The organism is Halobaculum sp. XH14, from assembly GCF_032116555.1.
GTDB classification, from domain to species: Archaea; Halobacteriota; Halobacteria; order Halobacteriales; family Haloferacaceae; genus Halorarum; species Halorarum halobium.
This window is the reverse complement of the sequence record NZ_CP134949.1, coordinates 1,139,867-1,162,635: the sequence shown is the minus strand read 5'-3', so window position 1 is coordinate 1,162,635 and position 22,769 is coordinate 1,139,867. Positions and strand designations below refer to the sequence as shown.

The window sequence follows — 22,769 nt, the reverse complement described above, 5'->3', positions numbered from 1 at the left end:
CGCCCTTTTGTGCGACCGCGTCGAACTCGGCTCCATGAGTGAGTTCGAGAAGGACGACACCGTCGTCCTCGAGGACGAGCACAGCGAGTTCGACGGCGAGACCGGCACGGTCACGCAGGTCATGGAGACGATGTTCGGCGACGCGACCTACACGGTCTCGTTCGAGGAGGGCCAGGAGCAGGGCGTCCCCGCCGACCAGCTCTCCGCGGCCGAGGCCGACGCCGAGGACGACGAGGAGTAACGCGCCGTTCCCGCCGATTTTCCGACGGTCGACGAGGACGGGCCAGCGGCGGCCCCGTGACGATGGCGACGCCCGTCGGGCGGGCGGGGACGGGGGCGGGCACGGGGACGCGGCCCACGCCCGGTCGGCCCGTCACGCTCCACCCCCGGGATGGGAACGTTTATTCGACCGACACGACGTTGACGACTCGAATGCGACGGACCCACGCCGCCCTCCTGCTGGGTGTCGTTCTGGCGCTCGGCGTCGCACTCGCCGTCCCGCTGCTCGCCGACCACGTCGCCGCCCAGCGGGTGGACGACGTCTCCGCGACGGTGACCGACGTCGGAACGGTCGACGAGTCGACGGTCGCGGTCGACCTGGAGCTCTCGAACCCGGCCCCGCGACCGCTCGTGGTGCCAGACGGGTCGAGCACGTCCGGCGTCTACGCGCTCGGGCCCGACGGCGAGGCGGTCAACGAGCCGCGGCGCACCACCGTCGACGGCGCGACCCTGCCGGCCGGCGGCACGGGGACGATCACCGCCACGCTCGAACTCAAGGAGGCGTTCCACGGGCAGGGGGCGGACGCGCTCGCGGGGACGACGCTCCGGGGCACGCTCACGCTCCGGCTCGACGGCGCGTTCCTGGAAACCGAGATCACCGCACCGGTCGGGGGTGACGGAGGATGACTCGGCTGCGACGGCCGGCGACCCTGCCCGAGCGGCTGGGACTCGCCGTCCTCGCCGGCACCGCGGGCGGGGCGCTCACGTTCGTCAACTACCAGCAGGCGGTGTATCCGGACGCGCTTCCGACGCCCGAATGGCTGCCCGCTGTGCTGCTGCTTTCGGTCGGCGTGCTCGTCGGGACGCTCCGGCTGGAGATGCGAAGCATGGTGTGGGCGTTCGTCGTCGCGCTTCCGGCGTCCTTCGCCGTCTACCTTCTGCTCACGCTGGCCCCGCAGTTGCTCGCCGGCTGGTCGGCGAGCCAGTTGCTGTTCTTCCTGGTGTACGGGACCGGCGGCCGGGCGTTCACCGCCTGGCTGTTCATGTTCCCGACGCTGCTGGCCGGCGGGCTGGGCGGGCACCTGCTCTGGACCGACGGGCCGTTCAGCTGACCCGCGGCCGTCCGGTCGACCCGCGTCGGAGAATCCAACGCTTTTACCCCCGCGAACCGACCCCCGAGCATGGCGAGCGTCCCCTTCCACTACGTCGACCTCCGGACGTTCTGTTACGCGACGGAGGACGAGAAGCGCGTCGAGCAGGCGCTCCGGACGTTCCTCCCCGACGAGTTCGAGGTGGATCGCGTCGTGAACGAGGGCCACCACGGCGACCGCATCGTCGTCCGCTCCGCGCGCGTCGAGAACGCGGACGACGTGCGCCACGTCCTCTCGGTGCTCTCGGAACTCCCGGACGTCGACCGGGTCATCGACGAACTCGACGAGCGCGTCGACGACAACAACTCGCTGTTCCTCAGGCTGGACAAGCAGGCGGCCTTCGGCGGCGACGTCCGCCTCGGGCCGGGGCTGACGCTCCGCGCGAAAGTCGAGGCGTATCCGGCCAAGCGCGAGAAGGCGGTCGAGAACGCGCGGGAGGCGCTCTCGACGCTCGCGGCCGAGTCCGCGGGGTCGGACGCGGCCGACGCCTGAACTCATTCCGGGCCGACGATCTCGACTTTCACGCCCTCCGGGTCCTCACAGTAGAGCGCGTAGTAGCCGCCCGCGTAGGGGTGCCGGTCCTCGTACAGCACGCTCGCGTCGTCGCGCTCCCGGACGCCGTCGGTGAGGTCGTCCACCTGCGCGCGCGACCCTGCGTGGAACGCGAGGTGGTTCAACCCCGCGGCCCGCCGGTCGAACGGGTGGTCCGTCTCGCCGGCCCGCACGAGGACGACGTACGTCGGCCCGTTGATCCAGGAGCGCCCGCTCTCCCAGTCCTTCTTGGGTTCGTAGCCGAGTTCGCCGAGCAGCCAGTCCCAGAACGGGAGCGACGCGTCGAGGTCCGAGGCGTACAGTTCGACGTGGTGGAGCCCGCCCGCGTGGTCGGGGTCCGCGTGGTCGTAGTCGGTCGAGTCTGCTCCGGTCGAGTCGTCTCCCATCGGCGGTGCTGTGCGGGGCGGGGTGAAAGAAGGGACGGTTGTCCGCCTGCTGGTCGCCGCGGCGACGTCACTCCAGCCACTTGATCGAACAACCCTGGCTGGGGAGGTCGTCGTGGGGGACCGGCTCCCCCGCGAGGACGGCGTCGATGGCGTCGCGGATGTACACGTGCTCGGGCTCGTCGTCGGGGTTGAGCGCGTCGTCGAGGCGGCCGTGGTAGGCGAGTTCGAACCGGCCGTCGGCTCCGGCGGCGGAGTCGCCTCCGTCCGAGTCGCCGTCCGCCTCGCGCCGAAACAGGAACGGGTCGGGCGTGCAGACCGCGCCGTACGCGCGGGCGACTTCCTGCGTCTCGTCGCGGAGGTAGACGTCGTAGGCGACCCGGCCGTCCTCGACGAACTCCGCCATCGCCTCGAAGGAGTCCTCCGGGTACGCCTCGGCGTCGTTCGGGTTGATGCCGACGACCGCGCAGTCGTCGTACTCGGCGGCGACGTCGTTCAGCAGGTCGAACTTCGCCTGCGCGTACGGACAGTGGTTGCAGGTGAACACGACGAGCAGGGCGTCCTCGCCCGAGAACTCCTCGAGCGAGTGCGTTCGGCCGTCGACGCCCGGCAGGTCGAACGCCGGCGCCGCGTCGCCGCGGGCGAGTTCTGAGTCGGATTCGGTCAGTACCATACGCTACCCCCGGTGGCGACGCGAAAAAGCAGTTTCGCCGCGGAGGGGCGTGACCGCGAGCACCGGAGCCCGCAGTTACTCGCCCGCGACGAGCACGACCGCGACGATCGCGAAGCCGACGCCGGCGACCTTCCGCGCGGTGACCGGCTCCTCCAGGGCGAGCACTCCGACGACCGAGGAGGTGACGAAGAACATGGCGAACACCGGCGCGACGATGGAGACGGGGCCCATCGAGAGCGAGCGGTAGTAGGCGAGGATGCCGACCGCGAGACACGCGCCCGCCGCGAGCACGTACCGGATCTTCGGGTCGTCCAGGTGCGCCACGACGCCCTCGCCGCTTACGGCGATGACGCCCAGCGTGGCGACCACGAGGACGGTGTTGGCGACGAGCGCGGCGACGTTGCTCGGGACCGGGTTCGCGCCGCTGGTGGCGACCCGCATCAGCGGCGCGACCATCGAGTAGGACAGGAGCGCGAGAACGGCCCACGGGAGATAGCTCATGTGCGCGAACGTCGGGGGACGCGGATAAATGGGTTCTGACACGGGACGGGACCCGCTCCCGGACGGATCCGAGTTCGGCTCACCCGCCCCAGGCGGCGTCCGAGAGCGTCCGCTGGACGGCCTCCTCGCCGACGGCCGAGGCCAGCTTCTGGAAGCCGGCCTTCTCCGACCGGTCCGTCGCGTTCGCCACCAGCCGCGAGACGATGAACTCCGGCGTCGACCGGCCGACGGTACCGAAGCGCGGCTGGTAGTCGACCCGCAGCTGCAGGTCGCTCGTCAGCCCCTCGGCGAAGATGCCGTCGACGCGGGCGACGTCGGGCAGCGGGCTCAGGTCCTCCGCGAGGTGGGTGACGTACGCGCCGAGCGCGTCGTGGTCGACCGTCAGTTCCACCAGCCCGTTCAGCAGGTCGGCCGCCCGACCCGGCTCGGTGATCGCCTCGAACTCGTCGACGAGCATCAGCGTCCGCCCCTCGTCCGAGAGCGGCGGGACGATGGACTTCAGCGTCGCCTCCAGCACGCCCGCGTTGAACGACGCGTGCCGACGGTGGAACACGACCGTGTCGAACGAGCCGATCTCGGCCGCCTCGGCCGGCACGGGCAGCCCCATCGAGGCGAGCACGGTCACCTGACAGAGCGTCTCCAGCAGCGTCGTCTTCCCGCCCGAGTTCGCGCCGGTGAGCACCGTCACGCGGTCGCCGCTCGGCGCGTCGATGTCGAGGTCGTGGTCGCCGACGGCGTAGGTCACCGGCTGGACGTCGCCGTCGAGGAGGAGGTTCCGGGCGTTCGCCACCGCGACGCCGTCGCCGCCGAGTTCCGGTTCCGCCATGTCGTGTTCCTCCGCGAAGCGTGCCAGCGAGAGCAGGAACGCGATGTCGCTCACGGCCCGGACCGCGGCGTCGACGTCCTCGCCGGCCTCCTCGACGGCCGCTTCGAGTTCGGAGCGGACCTCGTCCGCCCGGGCCGCCACGTCGTCCTCGAGGTCGGACACCAGCCCGCGCAGCGTCCCGCTCACGTAGTCTGCCGAGTCGACCGCGCCCTCCGGCGCGGCGGACTCGACCCGGCCCCGCGTCAGGTCCGTCTCCGAGGCGAAGTGTTCGACGACGGCCGACCGGAACGCGTCCGCGTCGCGCACCCCCCGCTCCCTGACCGTGTCGATCACGTCGAACGCGGAGTTCTCCAGGTCCCGTGCCGCGTCGCGCTGCTCGCGGAGGCGGTCAAGTTTCTCGTCGGCGCCGTCCGCGACGCGCGCGTCCCCCTCGCCGTCGCCGCGGTCGCCGCCGAACGCCGCGAGCGCCCGGCCGGCCTCGCGGAGTTCCCCGTCGTCGATGCCCTCCAGCGCGGCGAACGTGCCGCCCCGCAGCCCGGCCTCGCGGAGCGCCAGCGTCGCCTCCACGGCGGCCGGGTCGGTGCCGCCCGCCTCGTCGAACTCGCGGAAGGCGTCGAGCACGGCCGCCCGTTCCTCGTCGTCAAGCGCGGTCCAGGTGTCGCGCGCCTCCAGCACGTCGGTCAGCCGCTCGCGTCGCTCCTCGGGGTCCGTGAGCGGCGTGAGCACGCGGACCCGGTCGGCGGCGTGCTCGGTGACCGCGAACTCAGCGGCCAGCGAGAGCAGGCCGTCGTACACCTTCCGGGCGTCGGCCGTGCCGAACAGGTCCATGCCGGCTTCGCCGTTCGCCCGACGAAGCACCCGCGTCGCCCGCCCGCGCGACACCCCGGCGTCGGCCAGCGCCGCGACGTCTGCCGCGTCGATGGCGGCGATGGCGCGCTCCTCGCCGAGGGCCGCCCGGAGCGTCTCGGCGGTCTTGGGTCCGACACCCCAGTAGTCCTCCAGTCGCATATCCGACCGGTGACCGCGTGGACCTTTGTCGCTACCGGTCCCGGCCGTCGTCGGGCCCACTTGCGGACGCGGCGGCACGCCCGCTCGTCGGTCCGCGGCAGGCCGGCTCGACCGTCATTCCTCGTCCAGCGTCCCGTTCAGCACCTTCGCGGCGACGAGCACGGGGTCCCAGACCGGCGAGAACGGCGGCGCGTACGCGAGGTCCAGCCGTTCGACCTCCCCGACGGTCATCCCCGCCTCCAGCGCGGTCGAGACGGTGTCGATGCGAACGGCCGCGCGGTCGGTGCCGACGACGCTCCCGCCGAGGAGTCTCCCCGACCCCCGGTCGGCACACAGCGTCACCGTCGTGTCCGCGTTGCCGGGGTAGTAGCCCGACCGGGAGCCGGCGGTGATCGTCTCGCTCACCGGCTCGAAGCCCGTCTCGCGGGCGTCATCGTGGTCGAGGATGCCGGCCCGACCGCACTCCTGCTCGAACGCCTTCACGACCGCCGTGCCCGCGACGGTCCCGACCGGCGTCGGGTCGCCGGCCACGGTCGCGCCGACGGCCCTGCCCGCACGGTTCGCCGTGAGCCCGAGCGGCACCCAGGCCTGATCGCCGGTGACGGCGTGTGCGTCCTCGGCGCAGTCGCCCGCGGCGTACACGCTCTCTGCGGCGGTCTCGCCGTACTCGTCGACGGCGACCGCCCCGGACGCGCCGAGGTCGATGCCCGCCTCGGCCGCGAGGTCGGAGGCCGGCCGGACGCCGACGCCGACGGCCGCGAGGGGCGTCTCCAGCTCCTCGTTCCCGCAGACGACGGCCGCCAGTTCACCGTCGTCGGTCCCGCGGAGCCGCTCGACCGGCGTGTCGAGATGGAGCGTGACGCCGCGCTCCCGGAGTTCGTCGGCGACCGTCTCGCCGACCGCATCGCCGAACGGCTTCAGGAGCCGCTCGCCGCGCTGGAAGAGGTGGACGTCGAGGTCCCAGGCCGAGAACGCCTCCGCGAGTTCGACGCCGACGTAGCCGCCGCCGACGATGACCGCGCGCTCGGGCGGGTCGCGCTCGGCGTGGCGGGCGACGAGCGCCTCGTCGGCGAACCCGTCGCCGACCGAGGCGGGGTCGACGGTTCCGGGCTCCTCGAGGAACGCGCGCATGGCGGCCGCGGAGTCCATGTGGTGGAGCGTGAACGCCCCCTCGAGATCGGTCCCCTCGAACGGCGCGTCCGCGGTCGCGCCCGTCGCGATCAGGAGGTCGCCGTACGGCTGTTCGAACTCCCTGCTCCGGGACCGAACCGTCACGGTTCCCGCGTCGACGTCGATGCCGGTCACCTCGTGGTCCCGCCGGAGGTCGATGCCGCGCTCGTCGATCTCATCGGGCGAGAGCGAGGTCAGCGAGAGGAGGTCGTCCACCTCGGCCTTGACGTAGTAGGGCGTCCCGCAGTGCGCGTAGGACACCCAGCGGCCGCGCTCGAACACGACGACGTCGCGGTCGGACTCGCGGGCGCACTTGCTCGCGGCGCTCAGTCCCGCCGCGTCCCCGCCGACGACGACGAAGGGGTCGGACATGGCTCGCACGTGACCCCGTCGGGCAATAATCTCACCGCCGCGGTGCGTGCCGGCCGCAAGACGGGCGGGGAAATCCCACCCCGCCGGCTTTTTCCCGGCCCCGGCGAAGGTGTCGCCATGGACGACCGGACGAAGGGCCTCGTCTACCTCGCGGCCGCCGTCTCCACCCTCCTCGCGCTGTTCGCGCTCGCGGTGCTCCCCTCGGTCGCGCCGGGGCTCCCGTTCGTCGGGTCGACGGCGTACTCGTTCGCGCTGCTCGTGCTCATGGCGGTGGCGTTCCCGCTGCTGTGGGTCGGCGGCCGGCGGACGATGGAGTCGCTGGAAGCCGAGCTCGCGGACGAGGACGGGGCGGACGACGGATCCGACGACGACCGGGTCGCGGAGGGGGGTTCGGCCGCGGAGGACGGACGAGCGGGCGGCGGGCAGGGGTAGGCGACGCCAGCACGGAACTGGCCCTGCCGGGACGACAGCGGTGTCGTCCCGGCCGGATCGCTGGCTGAACGGTCAGTCAGTCCCGGTAGCTATTTGCCCTTCCTGGGGCACTCGGCTACCACGAATGCTTCCTCGTTCAGCCCCACCGTTCCTTCTCGCCCTCCTCGTCGTGCTCGCCGGGGTCGCGGTCCCCGTCGCGGCCGACGGCTTCGTCTCGGTGACCGCGGGCGTCGGCACCGACGACGTGGTGCCCGAACAGTCGTTCCCGGTGAACGTCTCGGTGTCGAACGCCGAGGACAGCACCGAGGGGTACGTCGTCACGGACCTGCTGATCCGCGAGGGGGCGGACCGTGACTCCGACGAGATCGAGGAACTGGACGTCTCCCGGCGGCTGGAGCCGGGACAGTCCCGGCTGTTCACCGTCAGCCCGACGATCAACGAGACCGGCGAGCACACGGTGTACGTCCACCTCACGCTACTGGAGGGCGATGGCACCCGTCGCCGGATGGTCCAGCCGGTCGACGTGACCGTACGCGATCCCCACCCGCAGCTCGAACTGAACGTCGAGGAGGCCGTCGCCGGCGCGAAGCGGCCGGTGAACGTCACCGTCGCCAACGGGCTGAACGAGTCGGTCCGCCAGCTCGATCTCACGGTCTCGTCGCCGGCCGAGAACGTCACGTTCTCCTCGAGGGCGCGCGTGCAGGCCATCCTCGCCGCCGAGGACGTCGCACAGTTCTCCTTCCCGGCGACCGTCGACGCCGCCGGACGCTACCCCGTCGACGTGACGTTGCGGTACACGCAGGACGGCGAGCGGCGGACGGTCACCCGGAGCTTCGCCGGCGACTTCACCGAGCCGCAAAACCCCGGACGGGTCCGGCTCAGCGGCGTCAACGTCGTCCGCGAGGAGGGGACGCTCACGCTCTCCGGGAGCGCGGCGAACGTCGGCTCCGACGCGGTCGAGAGCGTCATCGTGAGCGTCGTCGGCGGCTCGGGCGTCTCGCCGGCACAGCCACAGCCCGACTACTTCGTCGGCACCGTCGAGGGCAGCGACTTCGTCTCGTTCACGCTGAACGCCGACCTCGCGGACGGGGCCGAGTCGATCCCGATCCGCGTCGAGTACGTCGTCGACGGCGTCGAACGCTCGTTCGTGACCGAGGTGCCCGCGGGGGAGGCCGGGCAGGCGACGCCGGCGCCCCAGTCCTCGGGCGACGGCCTCCCGACGCTCCCGCTGATCGTCGGCGCACTCCTCGTGGTCGTGGCCGTCGGCTTCCTGGTCCGGCGACGGTAGATGTCGGGACCAGACGCTGACTCCGCGGTCGCCGGCGGCGGGGACGCGACGGCTGCGGGGACCGACCCGATCATCGAGGGAACCGACGTCGTCAAGGAGTACGTCACGGGCGGCGAGACGGTCCGGGCGCTGAAGGGGATCGACTTCCGGATCGAGCCCGGCGAGTTCGTCGCCATCGTCGGCCCGTCCGGGAGCGGGAAGTCGACGCTGTTGAACGTCCTCGGCCTCCTCGACGTGCCGACGAGCGGCGAGGTGCGCCTGCGCGGCCGGGACGTGGCAACGTTCTCGGACCGGGAGCGGACGCGCAACCGGAAGGAGGTCATCGGCTTCGTGTTCCAGAGCTTCTATCTCATCCCGACGCTCACCGCGCTGGAGAACGTCGAGGTGCCGCGCCTGCTCGAACACACGCCGGTGAAGACCCGGGAGCGGGCCCGGGACCTGCTCGAACGCGTCGGCCTCGGCGACCGCGCGGACCACTACCCCGACGAGCTCTCGGGCGGACAGAAACAGCGCGTCGCCATCGCTCGCTCGCTCGTGAACGACCCGGACCTCGTGCTCGCCGACGAGCCGACCGGGAACCTGGACCGCGACACCGGCGACCAGATCCTCGCCGAGTTCGAGCGCGTCACCGGCGAGGACGTCGCCGTCGTCACCGTCACCCACGACGACTACGTCGCCGCCTTCGCCGACCGGACGGTGAACCTCATCGACGGCGAGATCGTCGAGGACCCCGGGGCGACCGCGGGTGATCGCCGGTGAGCCTCCGCCGGCGACTCTGGGGTGCGTTCCCCACGTTCCTCATCGCCCGCCGGAACCTCTCGCGGGCGCGGACCCGGTCGGCGCTCGCCGTCGCCGCCATCGTCATCGGCGTCGTCGCCATCGGCGGCATCGGCGCGGGCGGCGTCGCGTTTCAGGAGGCCCAGCTCGACGCGCTCGGCGGCATCGGGTCGGACCTACAGGTGTTCCCGGGCGAGGACAACCCCGAGGGTGCGCTGACGCAGGCGGACGTGGCGACGGTCGACCGCGTGGTCGGCACGACCGAGATCGTCCCGCTCAGACAGGAATCGGCCCGGCTCGTCGAGCGCGGGGAGGTGGGCGAGAGCGTCACGGTGTACGGCGTCGCCGATCCCGGCTCGCTGTACGTCGTCGACGAGGGGGCGATCCCCGGAAACTGGCGCAACGGCGCGCTCGTCGGCCGGTCGTTCGCCGACGACTACGAGCTCGCACCGGGGAGCAAGCTGACGCTCGAACGGACCGTCGTCCGGGACGGCGAGTCCACGACCGTCCGGTCGAGCTACCGCGTCGCGGCCGTGCTGGAGGACGAGGGGCAGGCCGCCGTCGCGGCGCCGAACGACGCCGTCGTCCTGCCGCCCGAACAGTTCGACGGCGACACGTACTCGCAGGTCGTCGTCCGGACGAACGACGTCAGGGAGGCGAACGCGACCGCCGAGGACATCCGCGAGGCGTTCAACGGGCGGCGCGAGATGGTCCAGGTGCTCGACCGGGGGCAGATCGCCCAGCAGATCGACCGGGCGCTCAACCAGATCAACCTGTTCCTCGTCGGCATCGGCGCGATCTCGCTGGTCGTCGCCGGCGTCAGCATCGCCAACGTCATGCTCATGTCGGCCATCGAGCGGCGCGAGGAGATCGGCGTGCTCCGCGCGGTCGGCTACGAGAAGCGCGACATCCTGCGGATCATGCTCGCCGAGGCGGCGTTGCTGGGGATCGGCGGCTCGCTGCTGGGCGCGGCGGTCGCGCTCGGCGCGGTCGCGCTCATCAACGACGCGCTGCTCGGGGACCCGTTCGCGTACTCGACTCAGGGGCTCCAGTACGTCGCCGCCGGCGTCGCCTTCGGCGTGGTGGCGAGCGTGCTCGGCGGCCTCTACCCGGCCTGGAAGGCCGCCCGCGAGCGCCCGGTGGAAGCGCTCCGGGGGTAGCGAGCCGATCGGGAGCTACGACGTCAGATCGGGCGAGCCACCGGGGCGGCGGCGGCGAACCGACGGCAGCAGCCCGTTCCGGAAGCGGGGCGTTCACGTGACCCCTCCACGAACCCGCCGGCGTGAAGCGCCCGTCGATCGACGCCGTCCGCGGCTTCGACCGCGCCGTCTACGTCGTCGCGCTCGGCCAGCTCATCAACGTGTTCGGCTCCGGGCTCGTCTACCCGTTCGCCACCGTCCACTTCCACCTGGAGGTCGGCATCGCTCTCTCGGTCGTCGGGTTCGGGTTCGGCGCGAAGAGCGTCGCCACGGCGGTCGGCACCGGGGTCGGGGGCTTTCTCGCGGACGGCGTCGGACGGAAACCCGTGATGGTCGCGTCGATGGCGCTGACGGCCCTCGCGCTCGCGGCGTTCGCGTTCGTCCCGACGGTCGCGGCCGCCGTCCCGCCGTCGGTCGCCGCCGTCGCCGGCGTGTCGCGGCTCGGCGTCGGCTTCGTCGTCGTCTGCGTGGCCGCCGGGCTGGTCGTTGGCTTGTACACCCCGGCGGCGTCGGCGATGACCGCCGACCTGACCGCCGACGCGGACCGCGACCGCGGCTACGCGCTGTTGAAGTTCACGAACAACCTCGGCTTCGGCGCGGGGCTGGTCGTGGGCGGGCTGGTCTACTCGGTCGCCAGCGTCGCGGTGTTCCTGTTCGACGGCGTCACGTCGGCGATCGTCGCGCTCGTCCTGCTGCTGTTCGTGCCCCGCCTCCACGGGACGAGGACCGACGATGCCGGCTCCGGAGCCACCGCCGGGGAGACCACCGCGTCGACCGCCGACTCGGCGCTCTCGCGGTGGTGGGCCGGCGCGACCCGCCGCCGGGTGCTCGCGCTCGCGGCGATCAACGTCGGGTTCGCGGCGATGTACGCCCAGATGCGGACGACGATCCCGGTCGTGGCGAAGGAGGGACTCGGGCTGAGTTCCGCACAGCTGGGCACGCTGTTCGTTCTGAACCCCCTGACGATCGCGCTGTTGCAGATCCCGCTCGTTGACGCGATCTCCGGCTGGCGTCGGACCCGCGGGCTGGCGCTCTCGGCCGGGCTCTGGGGGCTCTCGATGCTGTTCGCCTGGGCCGGCGACGTGGGGCTCGCGCCCGTGGCCGTCGGCGTCGCGCTCGTCGGCGGCCACCTCGTCGTCCGGACCGTCGGGGAGATCCTCCACTCGCCGCTCGCCTCCTCGCTGATGTCCTCGCTCGGGACGGCCGACGAGCGCGGGACCCATCTCTCGGTGCTGGAGATCGCAAAGCGGGTCGGCATGGGGCTTGGCGCGTTCCTCGGCGGCGTGTTCTTCGATCACGGCTACTCGGGGCTCTGGTGGGCGATCCTCGTCGCCGTCTGTCTCCTGCTGGTTCTCGCGCTGCTGGGGCTAGAGCGGTCGGTCTCCCCCGAGGCGAACGGCGAGCGGACCGGCGTGGCGACCAGCGCGGAGTGACGTCCGTCCCCGTGGCGATTCGCCGGGAAGAGGATGGTGAAAAACGGAACGGAGTGACGCGGGTGAGGGCGTCGTGCCGCCGGTCACCCGTTCGCTCTCGACCGGCTGCGTTCGATCGACCGTCTACTCGTTCTCGACCGTCCGGCCGCCGTCGGTCATCCGCCCGCCGTCGGCCGCGGCCTGCTGCCCGGCGTCAGCGGGGTCCCGCGGCGTGGGACCGTCGGCCGCCGCGTCGACCTCGAAGCCGTCGAGCGCCTCGGTGAGGTCCTCGGCGAACGTCGAGAGTCTGGTCGCACGGTCGGAGATCTGGGCGGTCGAGGACGCCGCCTCCTCCGCGGCGGCGGCCACCTCGTCGGCCGTCCTGGCCGCCTCGCCGCCCGCCTCGGCGGCCTCCTCGACCATCGTGACCGCCTCCTCGGTCGAGGCCGCCTGCTGGTCGGTGGCGCGGTTGATCTCCTGGACCCCGTCGTTCGCCCGGTCGATGCCCTCGCCGACGGCCTCCAGCGCCTCCAGCGCCTCGTCGACCGTCTTGCGGCCATCGTTCACCTGCGTCCCGGTCTCGCGCATGTTCGTCGCCGCGTCCTCGGTGGCCGACTGGATGTCCTCGACCAGCGCCTCGATGTCCGCGGCCGCGACGCTCGCCTCGCCGGCGAGCGACTTGATCTCATCGGCGACGACCGCGAACCCGTCGCCCGAGGCGTCCGCGCGGGCGGCCTCGATCGAGGCGTTCAGCGCGAGCAGGTTCGTCTCCTCGGCGATCCCGGTGATCACCTCGACGATGTCGCTGATCTCGTCGACCTCGCTCTCGAGCGCCTCGACCTGCTGGACGGCCTGGTCGGACCGGCGTTCGACGCTGTCCATCTCCGTGATGGCGGCCGTGGCGTGCTCGCCGCCCTCCTCGCCGCGCTCGGCGGCGCGACGCGAGACGTCGGCGACCTCGTCCGCCGAGGAGGCGACCTCCTCGATCGTCGCCGAGAGCTGGCTCATCTCGCTGGCGGCCTCGCGCAGGCGCTCGCCCTGCCGTTCCGTCTCGTCGGACACCTCCTCGATGTCCTCGCTGACCGACTGGCTCACGTTCTGGATCTGTTCGGCCCCGGTGGCGACCTCCCCGCTGGCCTCGTCGACGCGCTCTGCCACGTCCTCGGCCTGCGCGATGACCGACTCGATGTCGTCCATCATCAGGTTGAACGACTGCCCGATCTCCGAGAGCGCCTCGCTCCGGCTCTCGGGGTCGAGCCGCACCGTGAGCTGTCCGTCTGCGGCGGCCCGCATCGTCTCGCTGAACGACTCGGCCTTCTCCTCGAGGTGGCTATTCAGCGCCTCGGTCTGCTCCTTCGTCCGTTCGGCCTCCTGGCGCGCGGTCTCGGCCTCCCGCCTCGCCTCCTCGGCGCGCTCCTGTTCGGTGATCGCCTGGCTGCGCGCGTCCTTCGAGTCGTTCACGACCGCCAGCGTCCCCGAGGTCCCGACCGCGAACGCGACCACGGTGCCGGTGAGCAGCGAGACGCTCAGCGTGTCGAGGACGGGCAACTGGACGCCCAGATGCTCCGCGAGGACGACGCCCGTCCAGACGGTTCCGAACGCGGTGGCGAGCAGGTAGTTCGCCCAGAAGCCGGACTCGACCTCCGCGTCACGGTAGTTCAGGGCCGCGATGATGACCCCGCCGCCGAACCCGAGGAACCCGATCAGGTCGAACAGCGCCGTCAGCGAGACCATTCAGACCGCCTCCCCGGACTCGCCGGCCCCGGCTTCCGCGTCGTCCTCGACCTCGCCGAGTTCGCCCCCGTTCAGGATGAGCTGACGGCGGCTGTACGCCGCGTACAGGAACAGGACGCCCGCGAACGCCATCCCGACGACGTGTTCCAGCAGCCCGAGAATCCCCGGAAGGACGAGGTGTTCGAGGTTCGTGAACACGGCTCCAAAAAAGAGGAACACGTAGCCGAACGCGAACAGGCGCGAACCCTCCGTTCGCTGCGTGAGTACGGGTATCAGCCCCAGCAGGGCGACGATCACGAGGACCAGTTCTTTCGCATCCAGTGCAGCCAGGTCGATTGCCATGAACGCGCAGCGTGTGCTCTACGCTTTAATATAAACGTCCCCTATATCACGGTTGATTTTTCCGGAGCGGTTCGGGAACGGGTTTCGGTTCGCTCCCTCGTGGCGGACACCAGCGTCGGTGGTGACCCGATTGGAAGCCCGACTTGAAGCTTCTGTCGCCCGGTTCCGGTTCGGCGGATTTCACGTGGCGCGTGCCCCGATCGCCTCCCGTGGAGCCCTGCAGTTATCAGTTCGATCACCTCACGCCTGCCGTCCCGGCCCGGACGACGGGAGTCGTCGTGAGGCCGCCGACCGCCTACGACTGGCGGTACACCAGGTTGCGCTGGACCTCGTTCGCGCCCTCGTAGATGACCGGGATGCGGACGTCCCGGTAGACGCGGGCGATGCGGCGATCCGTGAGCACGGACCGGCCGCCGTGGAGTTGCATTCCGCGCTCGGCGCAGTCGACGGCGGTTTCGGTCGACTTCAGCTTCGCCATCGCGGCCCAGAGGCCGGCGTCCTCGCCCGTTTCCACCTTCTCGGCGGCGCGGTAGTTGAGCGACCGCGCGGCCTCGAACTCGGTCCGCATGTCCGCGAGGTCGTGCTGGACCGACTGGAACTCCGAAATTTTCCGGGCGAACGCTTCGCGGTCGTGAACGAACGACCAAGCCTCCTCGATGGCCGCCGCGGCGAGGCCGAGGCCGTGCCCGCCGACGACGATCCGGCCGTGATTGAAAAAGTCCGCCAGCGCGTAGAAGCCGCCCCCCTCCGCGCCGATCAGGTTCTCCTCGGGGACGAAGCAGTCCTCGAGGACGATGTGGCCCTGCTTGGAGGCGCGCATCCCCATCTTCTCGGGGATGTGCTCGGCCTCGTAGCCGTCGCGGTCGGTCTCGACGATGAACAGCGAGTAGTTGCCGTAGCGGTCCTCCCTGTCCCCGGTCTTCGCGTAGAGGGTGAGCCAGTCGCCCTCGACGGCGTTGCCGACCCAGTACTTCTCGCCGGTGAGTTCGTAGCCGCCCTCGACCTCCTCGGCGCTGGTGGTCATGCCGGCGAGGTCCGAACCGGTCTGGGGCTCCGAGACCGCGAGTCCGGAGATCTGTTCGCCCTCGGCGACCGGGCGGACGTACTCCTCCCGCTGCCGTTCGCTGCCGTACTCGTAGACGAGTTCGTTGCCGAACGAGGCGAGCATCAGCGTCAGGCCGATGCCGGCGTCCGCTCGGTAGAACTCCTCCGCGACCGCGAGCATCTCGGACAGGGAGAAGCCCCGCCCGCCGTACTCCTCGGGGATGTCCTGACCCACGAGACCGGCGTTCTGGCCCGCCTCCAGCACGTCCCACGGGTAGGTCCCCTCGCGGAAGTAGTCCTCAGCGACGGGTTCGATGTGCTCGGCCGCGAACGCGGCGGCCTCGCGTTTCACCTCGCGGGCGTCGGCGGGCACGACGGTTTCATCGAGCAGGTCGAGGTCTGCGCTCATGGCCGAACGTCGGCCGCCCGAACCATAACCCTCGTGGAACGGCGAACCGGGGGAACGGGGTTTATCGGGTCACTCGTCGGTGTCGCCACGTTCGTCGCTGTCGCCGTCCCCATCCCTGTCCCGATGCTCGTCGGCGTCCGCGTCGCCGCCGTCGCCGTCCCCGTCGGCCGCGTCGGTCGTCCCGACGGCGTCGGCGAGCAGGTCGGCGACCGCCGACCGGTCGACGGTCCCCGTGTCGGTCCGCCGGAGTTCCGGGACCAGCGCCACGGTCCGGGGCCGCTTGAAGTCGGCGAGCCGTTTCCGGCAGAACGCCCGCACCGTGTCGGCGTCGAGGTCCGGGTCGGCCGACACCACGGCCGCCGCGACGCGTTCGCCCCACTCCTCGTCCGGCAGGCCGACGACCGCCGCGTCCTGCACGGCCGGGTGCTCCCGGAGCGCGGCGACGACCTCGCCGGGGTCGACGTTCTCGCCGCCGGTGATGATGCGGTCGTCCAGCCGGTTCAACACGTAGCAGTAGCCATCCTCGTCGCGGTAGCCGGCGTCGCCGGTGTGGAGCGCGCCGTCCTCGAACGAGGAGGCGGTCGCGTCGGGGTCGCCGTAGTAGCCCGGCGAGACGGTGGGCCCGTCGACGACGAACTCGCCGACTTCGCCCGGCGGGAGCTCCTCGCCGTCGCCGTCGACGACCGTGAGGTCCGTCCGAAACAGCGGCCGGCCGACCGTCTCGGGGCGGTCGGTCGTCTCGGCCGGTCTGGCGACGGTGATCCCGGATGCCGTCTCGGTCATCCCGTACGTCGGGTGGACCGGGACCGAGTAGTGTCGGCAGCGACCGACGAGGTCGGCGGAGGCGGGCGCGCCGCCGAGCAGGACACACCGGAGCGAGTCCGCCAGCGTCCCGCGCGCGTCCAGCATCCGTCGGAGCATCGTCGGCACGAGCGAGATGCCGGTCACGTCGTACTCGCGGACGTCGTCGGCGACGCCGCCGGCGTCGAACTCGGTCCGGAGGACGACGCTCGTGCCGGAGAGGACGGCCCGGTAGAGCGGCATGAGGCCGCCGGTGTGGTGAAACGAGAGCGCGGCCATGTAGCGGTCGTCCGGGGAGACGCCGAGCCGGAACGCCGAGGCGACGGCCGACGCGAACACGTTGCCCGCCGTGAGCACGACCAGCTTCGGCTCGCCCGTCGTCCCCGACGTGAACAGCATCAACAGCGGATCGTCCATGGACCAGGCGGCCCCCGGCGCCGGCTCCGACGTCGCGTCCCTGAGCCGGACGACGCCGTCGGTTTCGGATTCGTCCAGCGAGACGACCGGGACCGCGCGGTCGCTCCCGGCCGTGGAGCCCTCGGCTTCGTCCTCCCCGTCGGTCGCCCCGACGACCGCCGGCTCGGTGTCGGCGCTACAGACGACCATCGTCGCCGCCGCCGTGTCCAGTCGCGGCCGGAGTTCCGCGGCGGTCAGCCGGTGGCCGACGGGGACGAGTCGCAACCCGAGCCGCATCGCGGCGTGGACCAGCGTGACGTACTCGGTCCGGGGCTCCATCACGACCGCGAGGTGATCGCCCGGTTCGGCCCCCAGGCCCGCGAGCCGACCGACCATCTCGTCCGCGGCCGCGTCGAGCTGCTCGAAGCTCCAGGTCCGCCCGGTCGCGGCCGACACGAGCGCCTCGGCGTCCGGCGAGGCGGCGACACGATGGGCGAGCCAGTCGCGCATACCCAGGCTCGTGGTCGGGGGCCTTACTACTCTTCCGCCTCGGTCCCGGTCGGGATCGCGTGGAAACGGACGATCCGGCGGCCGACCGCCACCTCCGCCGGCTCAGTGCTCGACGAACTCGACGAGCACGCCCCCCGTGGACGCCGGATGGAGGAACGCGACCTCGTGGCCCCACGCCCCTGGCCGCGGCTCCTCGTCAATGAGATCGAGGTCGAGGTCGCGCGCGCGGTCCAGCGCGGCCGCGACGTCGTCGGTCTCGAACGCCAGGTGGTGGATGCCCGGGCCGTTGCGGTCGAGGTATCGCGCGATGGCGCCCTCGGCCTCGAGCGGTTCGAGCAGTTCGAGGTACGAGCCGTCGGTTTCGATGAAGACGACGCCCATCCCGTCGAACTCCTCCTCGTGGGCGACGCCGGCGTCGAGGAGGTCGGTGAACAGCCCGGCAAGCGCGGCGGCGTCGTCGGTGGCGACGCCGACGTGGTCGAGGTGCATACCCCCGCTCCGAGCCGTAGCGTCCTAAATTGTCGTGGAACCGACCCGGCCGGTCGTAGCCGGAACCCGTCTGTCGTAGCCGGAGCCCGTCGGTCGCAGCCGAAACCCGTCGGTCGGGACTCAGCCGAACGCGCCGAGACTGGACTGGAGCTGTCGGTCCGACTCGCCGACCTCGAGTTCGTAGCCCACGAGGTCACGCATGTCGACGGCGTAGGTGCTCCCTGCGTTTTCGAGCACCAGCACCCGGCCCTTCGTCCCGACGACCGTTCCCGAGGCCAGCGTCTCGGGGACCGGACGCTCGGGAAGCGAGAAGCCGTACTCGAACGAGTACGTCTCGATCGGGTCGAACCCGTCGAGGACCGCCTCCCAGGCGGCCGGGTCGACCTCGTCAGCGAGGCCGTCGATCTTGGTCGGGACGCGGACCCGGTCGGGGATCTCCTCGGCCAGCCCGGATTCGATCTCGCGGGCGATCCGGCCGTTCTCGACCGTCCGGAGGTGTGCGGCCCGGTCGGCACCCTGCTCCCGCAAGCGCGTCTCCAGCCGCCACTCCTTCGTCACGCCGACCTTGAACACGTCGGGCGCGAACGCGGCCAGGTAGACGGCGTGATCGTCGAAACAGTCCATCTCGTCCTTCAGGCACGTTCCCGTACAGCGGGCACACACCCACGTCGACCGGTGGTCCCGACAGTACGGTGCCGACTCCGCCCCGCAGGGGACGTGGCCGCCCTCGTGGAGCGTGCCGGCACAGTGGCGCTCCCCCAGCGACCACGAGAGCTCCGTCCCCGGGTCGAGCGCGACGCGATCGATCGAGCCGTCGTCCGAATCGTCCCGGTCCGCATCGGGCCGGTCCGCATCGGCCGCGCCCGCGCCGTCGGTCGTGTCGTTCCCGCCCGCCCGACCGGCGGTGGTCGCGTCGCGGTCGCTGAGAAACAGCGCGCCCGCCGGCGTTTCGTACCCCACGACCTGCACGCGTCGCGGTAGCCGGCGCTCGGCAATAGTCGTGTCCATCCGACGGCATCGGTTCGGGCCGGCCGCCGCTCAGGGCTCCTCGACGACGCGGAGGTCGGCCGAGCCGCAGTCGGGACACCGCGTCCGAACCATCCGGGTTCGCGCGCGGTCGAAGCCGGTCCCGCACTCCCCACAGCGGTACCGGACGGCGTCGGCCCCCCCGTCGCCGCTCGCGAGCGCGTCCTTGAGGGCGCTGACGAGGCTCATGGAAGGGAGGTACGACCCTTCAGCCCCGTGAACGTTTTGCCGAATCGGCTCACAGGAACGCGGGGGGTCCGACACGCGAGCGACGTGGCCGGACGAGCCGGTTGACGTGGATGCTCTCACACGAGCGAAGCCGTGGTCTCGTGTTCGCGTCCGATTCAGACGAGTTCCGCGACGAGGTCGCGGGTCGCACGGCGGACCGCGTCGTCGCTGGAGTTCGGCGGCTCCCAGCCCAGCGCCGAGAGCTTCTCGACCGAGAGGCGCATCTTGGGCACGTCGCCCGTCCAGCCGCGGTCGCCGCCGGTGAACTCGTACTCGGGGTCGAGGCCCATCTCGTCGGCGACGATGTCGGCGATGCGGACGACCGAGGTGGTCGTCCGCGAGCCGAGGTTGTACGTGTTCAGGTCGCGGTCGGCGTGCTCGACGACGTGGGTGATGGCGTCGACGCAGTCGGTGACGTGGAGGTACGACTTCTCCTGTCGGCCGTTCCCGAGGATTTCGAGCGTCTCGGGGTCGGCCCGGAGCTTCTGGATGAAGTCCGGAATCACGTTGCCGCGCTGGCGGGGACCGACGATGTTCGCGAAGCGGAAGGTCCACGACTGGACGCCGTAGCTCTTCGCGTAGGTGGAGATGAGCGCCTCGTCGGCCAGCTTCGAGGAGCCGTAGATGCTGATCGGTTCGAGCGGCGCGTAGTCCTCCGGCGTCGGCCGGGGGGCCTCGCCGTACACGGTCGAGGAGGAGGTGAACGCGAAGCGGTCGACGCCGACCTCTCGCATCCGTTCGAGGACGTTGTACGTCATCGCGGTGTTCTCCTCGAACAGCGTCCGGTCGTCCTCGAAGTTCGTGTCGGTGTAGGCCGCGAGGTGGAACACGGCGTCGAGGTCCCCGGTCACGACCTCGGCGACGTCCTCGGGGTCGGTGAGGTCCGCACGGTGGAACGTCGCCCCGTCGGGCACGCGCTCGCGCTCCCCCTTCGAGAGGTCGTCGGCGACGCGCACGTCGTTGTCCGGCGCGAGTTTCGCCGCGAGATGTGAGCCGATGAGTCCCGCGCCTCCCGTGACGAGTACCGACTGCTCGGAGAGGTCCATTGTCGGGGAAGCGTCCGAAGCCGGAAAGTGTCTTCCGGTCGCGGGCCGGCGGCCGAACCGGTCGGCAGGGCGTTCGGAATCCTCACCGCGCCAGGTCGGCCGGTGTTACCAGTCAAGCCCGATCAACTCCTCGCTGAGGTCCCAGAGCCGCTTCCGCCGGTTCGCGTCGCGCGCGACCGGCGCCGGATCGGTGAGCGCGCAGTCGACGTAGTAGCCGCCGTCGGCGTCCGCGACGGCCGGCGAAGCCGCCAGAAACACCGGGGTCACGGCCGCCTCCGCGGCGTCGTCCACCCTGTCCGGCGTGAGCCACTCGGGCAGGCTGTCGAGGCCGCCGACGGCGAGTCTGACCGGGAGCGACGCCTCCCGCCAGAGGCCGCTGCCGGGGACGAACCCGGGGTGACACGAGACGACGGCCCGCCCGTCGAGCCGCGTGGCGAGCCCGCGGGCGAAGAGCACGTTCCCGAGTTTCGAGCGCGCGTAGGCCGCGAGTCCGTCGTAGCCGTCGACCGACCGGACGGCGAACTCGCCGTCGGCGCGACCGTGGACCGCGGAGGCGACGACCACCACGCGGCCGCCGGGTTCGAGGACGTCACGCAGGCCGTGCGTGAGCCGGAACGGCCCGAGGTGGTTCACGACGAACGTCTTCTCGGCGCGTTCGGCCCCCGCATCGACGAGTTCGCCCGAATCGAAGTGCGTGCCGGCGTTGTGGACGAGCAGGTCGAGCGAGTCCACCTCCCCACGGACCGCGTCCGCGATCGCGTCCACGGCGTCCGGGTCCGCGAAGTCGCCCTGGAGGAACGTCGCATCGCCCCCGCCGATCTCGGCACCGTCGCCGCCCGGGTCGCCTCCCGCGCCGCCCTCGATCAGTTCGACCGTCTCGTGGCCCGCACGGCGGTCCCGGCCGTGGACGAACACGTCGGCTCCGAGGCGGGCGAGCGCGAGCGCGGTCTCCCGGCCGACGCCGGAGGTCGCACCGGTGACCAGCGCAGTCCGCCCGCCGAGGTCGACGTCGGCGACGCCCGCGAGCGCCTCCGGATCTTCGGACATGGGTCCGCTTCGACGGCTCGGACCAAAGCGCCACCGGCGGCGTGCGGGCAGTCCGCGTCGAGTTCGAACCGGAGTGGTCCCCCGGAGCCGCCAGCGTCCGCGAAGCGAAACGCCCTCACCCCCGGGGCACCCGATGACGGCCATGCAGGAGTCACACGAGACGGTCGTCCTCCGGTACGGCCACCGGCCGGGGCGGGACGACCGGATGACGACCCACGTCGGCCTGACCGCGCGGGCGCTGGGCGCGGACCGGGTCGTCCTCCCCGACAACGCCGGGCAGTCGGCCGAGACCATCCGCGACATCACGGGTCGCTTCGGCGGGCCGTTCGACGTCGAACTCCGGGACGACCAGCGGGCGTTCACGACTGGCTGGGACGGGACGGTCGTCCACCTCACGATGTACGGCGAGCGACTGCAGGACGTGGAAAGCGGGATCAGGGACGCCCACGCCGACGGGCCGCTGCTGGTCGTGGTCGGGGGCGAGAAGGTGCCGTTCGACTTCTACGAGGCGGCGGAGTTCAACGTCGGCGTGACGAACCAGCCCCACTCGGAGGTCGCCGGCCTCGCGGTGTTCCTCGACCGGCTGTTCGAGGGCCGGGAACTGGAGCGCGAGTGGGCCGACGCCGAGCGGCGGGTGGTGCCGATGGAGACGGGGAAGAAGGTGATCGAATCGGATGGGAACGAGACGGTCGGGGAAGGCGGAGCGGACGACGGAGGGTAGCGTGGTCTCCTCGCGCTCTCACCGCCTTGGTCGGCGTCGCGCTCCCGGTCGCCGTCAGCGTCGCCGCCTGGGTCTACCTGGACACCCTGCTCGTCTTCCTGCTCGTCCCCTTCGTCCCGTTCCTCTTCCGCGGGCGCAGCGACGACGCGGACCGGGGCACCGTCCGAGGTGCCCCCAGTGCGGGTTCCGAACGGGCGACCCCGAGGTCCGGTACTGCCCCCGCGACGGCACCGAACTGCAACGGAAGTGAGCGGGCGTCTCCCCGTCGGTGCCGCTTCCGGGTTCGATCCGCGGCGGAAGGGATGTCCCGACCCGTCGGTGGTCGGCTCAGTGGTCGTCCTCGCGCCACTTGTGCCCGCACTCGGTACAGGTGAAAAAGCGCGTCTCGGACTCGTCGGCCGAGCGGATCTGCTTCATCTCGTAGCGCACCGACCGGACCTCGTCGCACTCGGGGCACTTCTGCTCGACGGTCGGGCCGATCTCTGCGGCGTCGACGTCGGACATGTCGACGATCTCGCCCTCCTCCTGTCCCTGGGTCGTCGTCATCGCCGCCTCCTTGGCCTCGTCGCGAAGCTTCTCGAAGCCGCAGCTACAGACCCACCTGTCCCCCTCAGTTTTCATCATCGATCCGCACTCGTCGCAGAACTCCATGCCCGCCCGTTCGGCCGTCTTCGTACTTAAGGGCCGGGGATTGGGTTTCCGAACCGGTCGGTCGCCAGCCCCCGGCCCCATCCCGGCGAAGCGCCGCGTCAGCCCTCGCCCTCGGACTGGCCCGGCTCGCCGACCGCTTCGACCGGCAGGACGCCGTACAGGTCCGAGAGGAGTTCGTCCGCGTCCGCGAACGACGCGCTCGGACAGTCGAGGAGGAGGTCACCGAGGTTCTCCTCGCCGTCCGCGTAGGTGAGCGTCGTGTCGGCGAAGCGGTCGGCCGCCTCCGCGCGGGTCACGGGGTACTGGAGGTCCTCGAGGTGCGATTCCACGCGGGAGAGTTTGATGCGGTCCATGGGACGTGT

At 71.5% G+C, this 22,769-nt stretch carries 26 protein-coding genes; 10 read left to right on the top strand and 16 right to left on the bottom strand.

Features of this window, described 5'->3' with window-relative positions:
* The first annotated feature begins 34 nt into the window (after nucleotides 1–34).
* The 4 genes from RJT50_RS05865 to RJT50_RS05850 all read left to right on the top strand — a co-directional run bounded on the left by RJT50_RS05865 (nucleotide 35) and on the right by RJT50_RS05850 (nucleotide 1,862).
* Nucleotides 35–241, top strand: a complete 207-nt coding sequence (locus RJT50_RS05865) for a DUF1918 domain-containing protein (protein WP_313694957.1) — start codon at nucleotides 35–37, stop codon at nucleotides 239–241.
* A gap of 191 nt (nucleotides 242–432) precedes the next feature.
* Complete coding sequence (locus RJT50_RS05860) at nucleotides 433–906, top strand: hypothetical protein (RefSeq protein ID WP_313694955.1); 474 nt, start codon at nucleotides 433–435, stop codon at nucleotides 904–906.
* Nucleotides 903–1,331, top strand: a complete 429-nt coding sequence (locus RJT50_RS05855) for a hypothetical protein (RefSeq protein WP_313694953.1) — start codon at nucleotides 903–905, stop codon at nucleotides 1,329–1,331. Before RJT50_RS05860 ends, RJT50_RS05855 begins: the two co-directional genes overlap by 4 nt.
* 69 nt (nucleotides 1,332–1,400) lie before the next feature.
* A complete protein-coding gene (locus RJT50_RS05850; protein WP_313694952.1) occupies nucleotides 1,401–1,862 on the top strand; it encodes an RNA-binding protein in 462 nt (153 codons plus the stop codon).
* A 2-nt stretch (nucleotides 1,863–1,864) separates the two neighbouring features.
* Here the strand turns inward: RJT50_RS05850 and RJT50_RS05845 are convergent, their stop codons facing one another.
* The 5 genes from RJT50_RS05845 to RJT50_RS05825 all read right to left on the bottom strand — a co-directional run bounded on the left by RJT50_RS05845 (nucleotide 1,865) and on the right by RJT50_RS05825 (nucleotide 6,855).
* Nucleotides 1,865–2,308 (bottom strand): VOC family protein, encoded by a 444-nt coding sequence (locus RJT50_RS05845; RefSeq protein WP_313694950.1) that lies wholly within the window; start codon nucleotides 2,306–2,308, stop codon nucleotides 1,865–1,867.
* A 67-nt stretch (nucleotides 2,309–2,375) separates the two neighbouring features.
* Nucleotides 2,376–2,978 (bottom strand): thioredoxin family protein, encoded by a 603-nt coding sequence (locus RJT50_RS05840; RefSeq protein ID WP_313694948.1) that lies wholly within the window; start codon nucleotides 2,976–2,978, stop codon nucleotides 2,376–2,378.
* A gap of 75 nt (nucleotides 2,979–3,053) precedes the next feature.
* Complete coding sequence (locus tag RJT50_RS05835; protein WP_313694946.1) at nucleotides 3,054–3,479, bottom strand: EamA family transporter; 426 nt, start codon at nucleotides 3,477–3,479, stop codon at nucleotides 3,054–3,056.
* 79 nt (nucleotides 3,480–3,558) lie between these two features.
* Nucleotides 3,559–5,313, bottom strand: coding sequence for a MutS-related protein (locus RJT50_RS05830; RefSeq protein WP_313694944.1), 1,755 nt, complete (start codon nucleotides 5,311–5,313; stop codon nucleotides 3,559–3,561).
* A gap of 114 nt (nucleotides 5,314–5,427) precedes the next feature.
* Entirely contained in the window at nucleotides 5,428–6,855 is a 1,428-nt protein-coding gene (locus RJT50_RS05825) for an FAD-dependent oxidoreductase (protein ID WP_313694941.1), read from the bottom strand.
* Nucleotides 6,856–6,972: 117 nt separating this feature from the next.
* Between RJT50_RS05825 and RJT50_RS05820 the strand changes: the two genes are divergently transcribed.
* From RJT50_RS05820 to RJT50_RS05800, 5 genes are all read left to right on the top strand, one after another.
* Nucleotides 6,973–7,287: a hypothetical protein gene (locus RJT50_RS05820; protein WP_313694939.1), complete on the top strand. Its 315-nt coding sequence runs from the start codon at nucleotides 6,973–6,975 to the stop codon at nucleotides 7,285–7,287.
* Nucleotides 7,288–7,411: 124 nt separating this feature from the next.
* Nucleotides 7,412–8,575, top strand: a complete 1,164-nt coding sequence (locus tag RJT50_RS05815) for a COG1361 family protein (RefSeq protein ID WP_313694938.1) — start codon at nucleotides 7,412–7,414, stop codon at nucleotides 8,573–8,575.
* Nucleotides 8,576–9,334 (top strand): ABC transporter ATP-binding protein, encoded by a 759-nt coding sequence (locus RJT50_RS05810; RefSeq protein ID WP_313694937.1) that lies wholly within the window; start codon nucleotides 8,576–8,578, stop codon nucleotides 9,332–9,334.
* Nucleotides 9,331–10,512, top strand: coding sequence for an ABC transporter permease (locus RJT50_RS05805; RefSeq protein WP_313694936.1), 1,182 nt, complete (start codon nucleotides 9,331–9,333; stop codon nucleotides 10,510–10,512). The genes RJT50_RS05810 and RJT50_RS05805 overlap by 4 nt, the downstream gene beginning before the upstream one ends.
* A gap of 122 nt (nucleotides 10,513–10,634) precedes the next feature.
* Nucleotides 10,635–11,984, top strand: a complete 1,350-nt coding sequence (locus tag RJT50_RS05800; RefSeq protein WP_313694934.1) for an MFS transporter — start codon at nucleotides 10,635–10,637, stop codon at nucleotides 11,982–11,984.
* A 123-nt stretch (nucleotides 11,985–12,107) separates the two neighbouring features.
* Here RJT50_RS05800 and RJT50_RS05795 read toward each other — a convergent pair whose 3' ends face one another.
* From RJT50_RS05795 to RJT50_RS05755, 9 genes are all read right to left on the bottom strand, one after another.
* Nucleotides 12,108–13,697 carry a methyl-accepting chemotaxis protein gene (locus RJT50_RS05795; protein WP_313694931.1) on the bottom strand — a complete coding sequence of 530 codons (1,590 nt, stop codon included), beginning with the start codon at nucleotides 13,695–13,697 and terminating at the stop codon, nucleotides 12,108–12,110.
* The gene (locus tag RJT50_RS05790; RefSeq protein ID WP_313694929.1) at nucleotides 13,698–14,039 is read right to left on the bottom strand and encodes a hypothetical protein; all 342 of its coding nucleotides are present in this window, start codon (nucleotides 14,037–14,039) and stop codon (nucleotides 13,698–13,700) included.
* A 295-nt stretch (nucleotides 14,040–14,334) separates the two neighbouring features.
* Nucleotides 14,335–15,492, bottom strand: a complete 1,158-nt coding sequence (locus RJT50_RS05785; RefSeq protein WP_313694928.1) for an acyl-CoA dehydrogenase family protein — start codon at nucleotides 15,490–15,492, stop codon at nucleotides 14,335–14,337.
* Nucleotides 15,493–15,561: 69 nt separating this feature from the next.
* Nucleotides 15,562–17,199, bottom strand: a complete 1,638-nt coding sequence (gene menE / locus RJT50_RS05780; RefSeq protein WP_313694927.1) for an o-succinylbenzoate--CoA ligase — start codon at nucleotides 17,197–17,199, stop codon at nucleotides 15,562–15,564.
* 102 nt (nucleotides 17,200–17,301) lie between these two features.
* The gene (mce, locus tag RJT50_RS05775) at nucleotides 17,302–17,688 is read right to left on the bottom strand and encodes a methylmalonyl-CoA epimerase (protein ID WP_313694925.1); all 387 of its coding nucleotides are present in this window, start codon (nucleotides 17,686–17,688) and stop codon (nucleotides 17,302–17,304) included.
* A 120-nt stretch (nucleotides 17,689–17,808) separates the two neighbouring features.
* Nucleotides 17,809–18,657 carry a DUF2797 domain-containing protein gene (locus RJT50_RS05770; RefSeq protein WP_425499721.1) on the bottom strand — a complete coding sequence of 283 codons (849 nt, stop codon included), beginning with the start codon at nucleotides 18,655–18,657 and terminating at the stop codon, nucleotides 17,809–17,811.
* A gap of 69 nt (nucleotides 18,658–18,726) precedes the next feature.
* Nucleotides 18,727–18,903: an FmdB family zinc ribbon protein gene (locus RJT50_RS05765; RefSeq protein ID WP_313694920.1), complete on the bottom strand. Its 177-nt coding sequence runs from the start codon at nucleotides 18,901–18,903 to the stop codon at nucleotides 18,727–18,729.
* Between the two features lie 155 nt (nucleotides 18,904–19,058).
* A complete protein-coding gene (locus tag RJT50_RS05760; RefSeq protein ID WP_313694918.1) occupies nucleotides 19,059–19,988 on the bottom strand; it encodes an NAD-dependent epimerase/dehydratase family protein in 930 nt (309 codons plus the stop codon).
* 105 nt (nucleotides 19,989–20,093) lie between these two features.
* Entirely contained in the window at nucleotides 20,094–21,035 is a 942-nt protein-coding gene (locus tag RJT50_RS05755; protein ID WP_313694916.1) for an SDR family NAD(P)-dependent oxidoreductase, read from the bottom strand.
* A gap of 142 nt (nucleotides 21,036–21,177) precedes the next feature.
* Between RJT50_RS05755 and RJT50_RS05750 the strand changes: the two genes are divergently transcribed.
* Nucleotides 21,178–21,756: a tRNA (cytidine(56)-2'-O)-methyltransferase gene (locus RJT50_RS05750; protein ID WP_313694915.1), complete on the top strand. Its 579-nt coding sequence runs from the start codon at nucleotides 21,178–21,180 to the stop codon at nucleotides 21,754–21,756.
* A gap of 327 nt (nucleotides 21,757–22,083) precedes the next feature.
* Here RJT50_RS05750 and RJT50_RS05745 read toward each other — a convergent pair whose 3' ends face one another.
* Together RJT50_RS05745 and RJT50_RS05740 are read right to left on the bottom strand one after the other, a co-directional pair.
* Nucleotides 22,084–22,407, bottom strand: a complete 324-nt coding sequence (locus RJT50_RS05745) for a transcription factor S (protein WP_313694914.1) — start codon at nucleotides 22,405–22,407, stop codon at nucleotides 22,084–22,086.
* Nucleotides 22,408–22,505: 98 nt separating this feature from the next.
* The gene (locus RJT50_RS05740; RefSeq protein ID WP_313694913.1) at nucleotides 22,506–22,760 is read right to left on the bottom strand and encodes a DUF5789 family protein; all 255 of its coding nucleotides are present in this window, start codon (nucleotides 22,758–22,760) and stop codon (nucleotides 22,506–22,508) included.
* Between the last annotated feature and the right edge of the window lie 9 nt (nucleotides 22,761–22,769).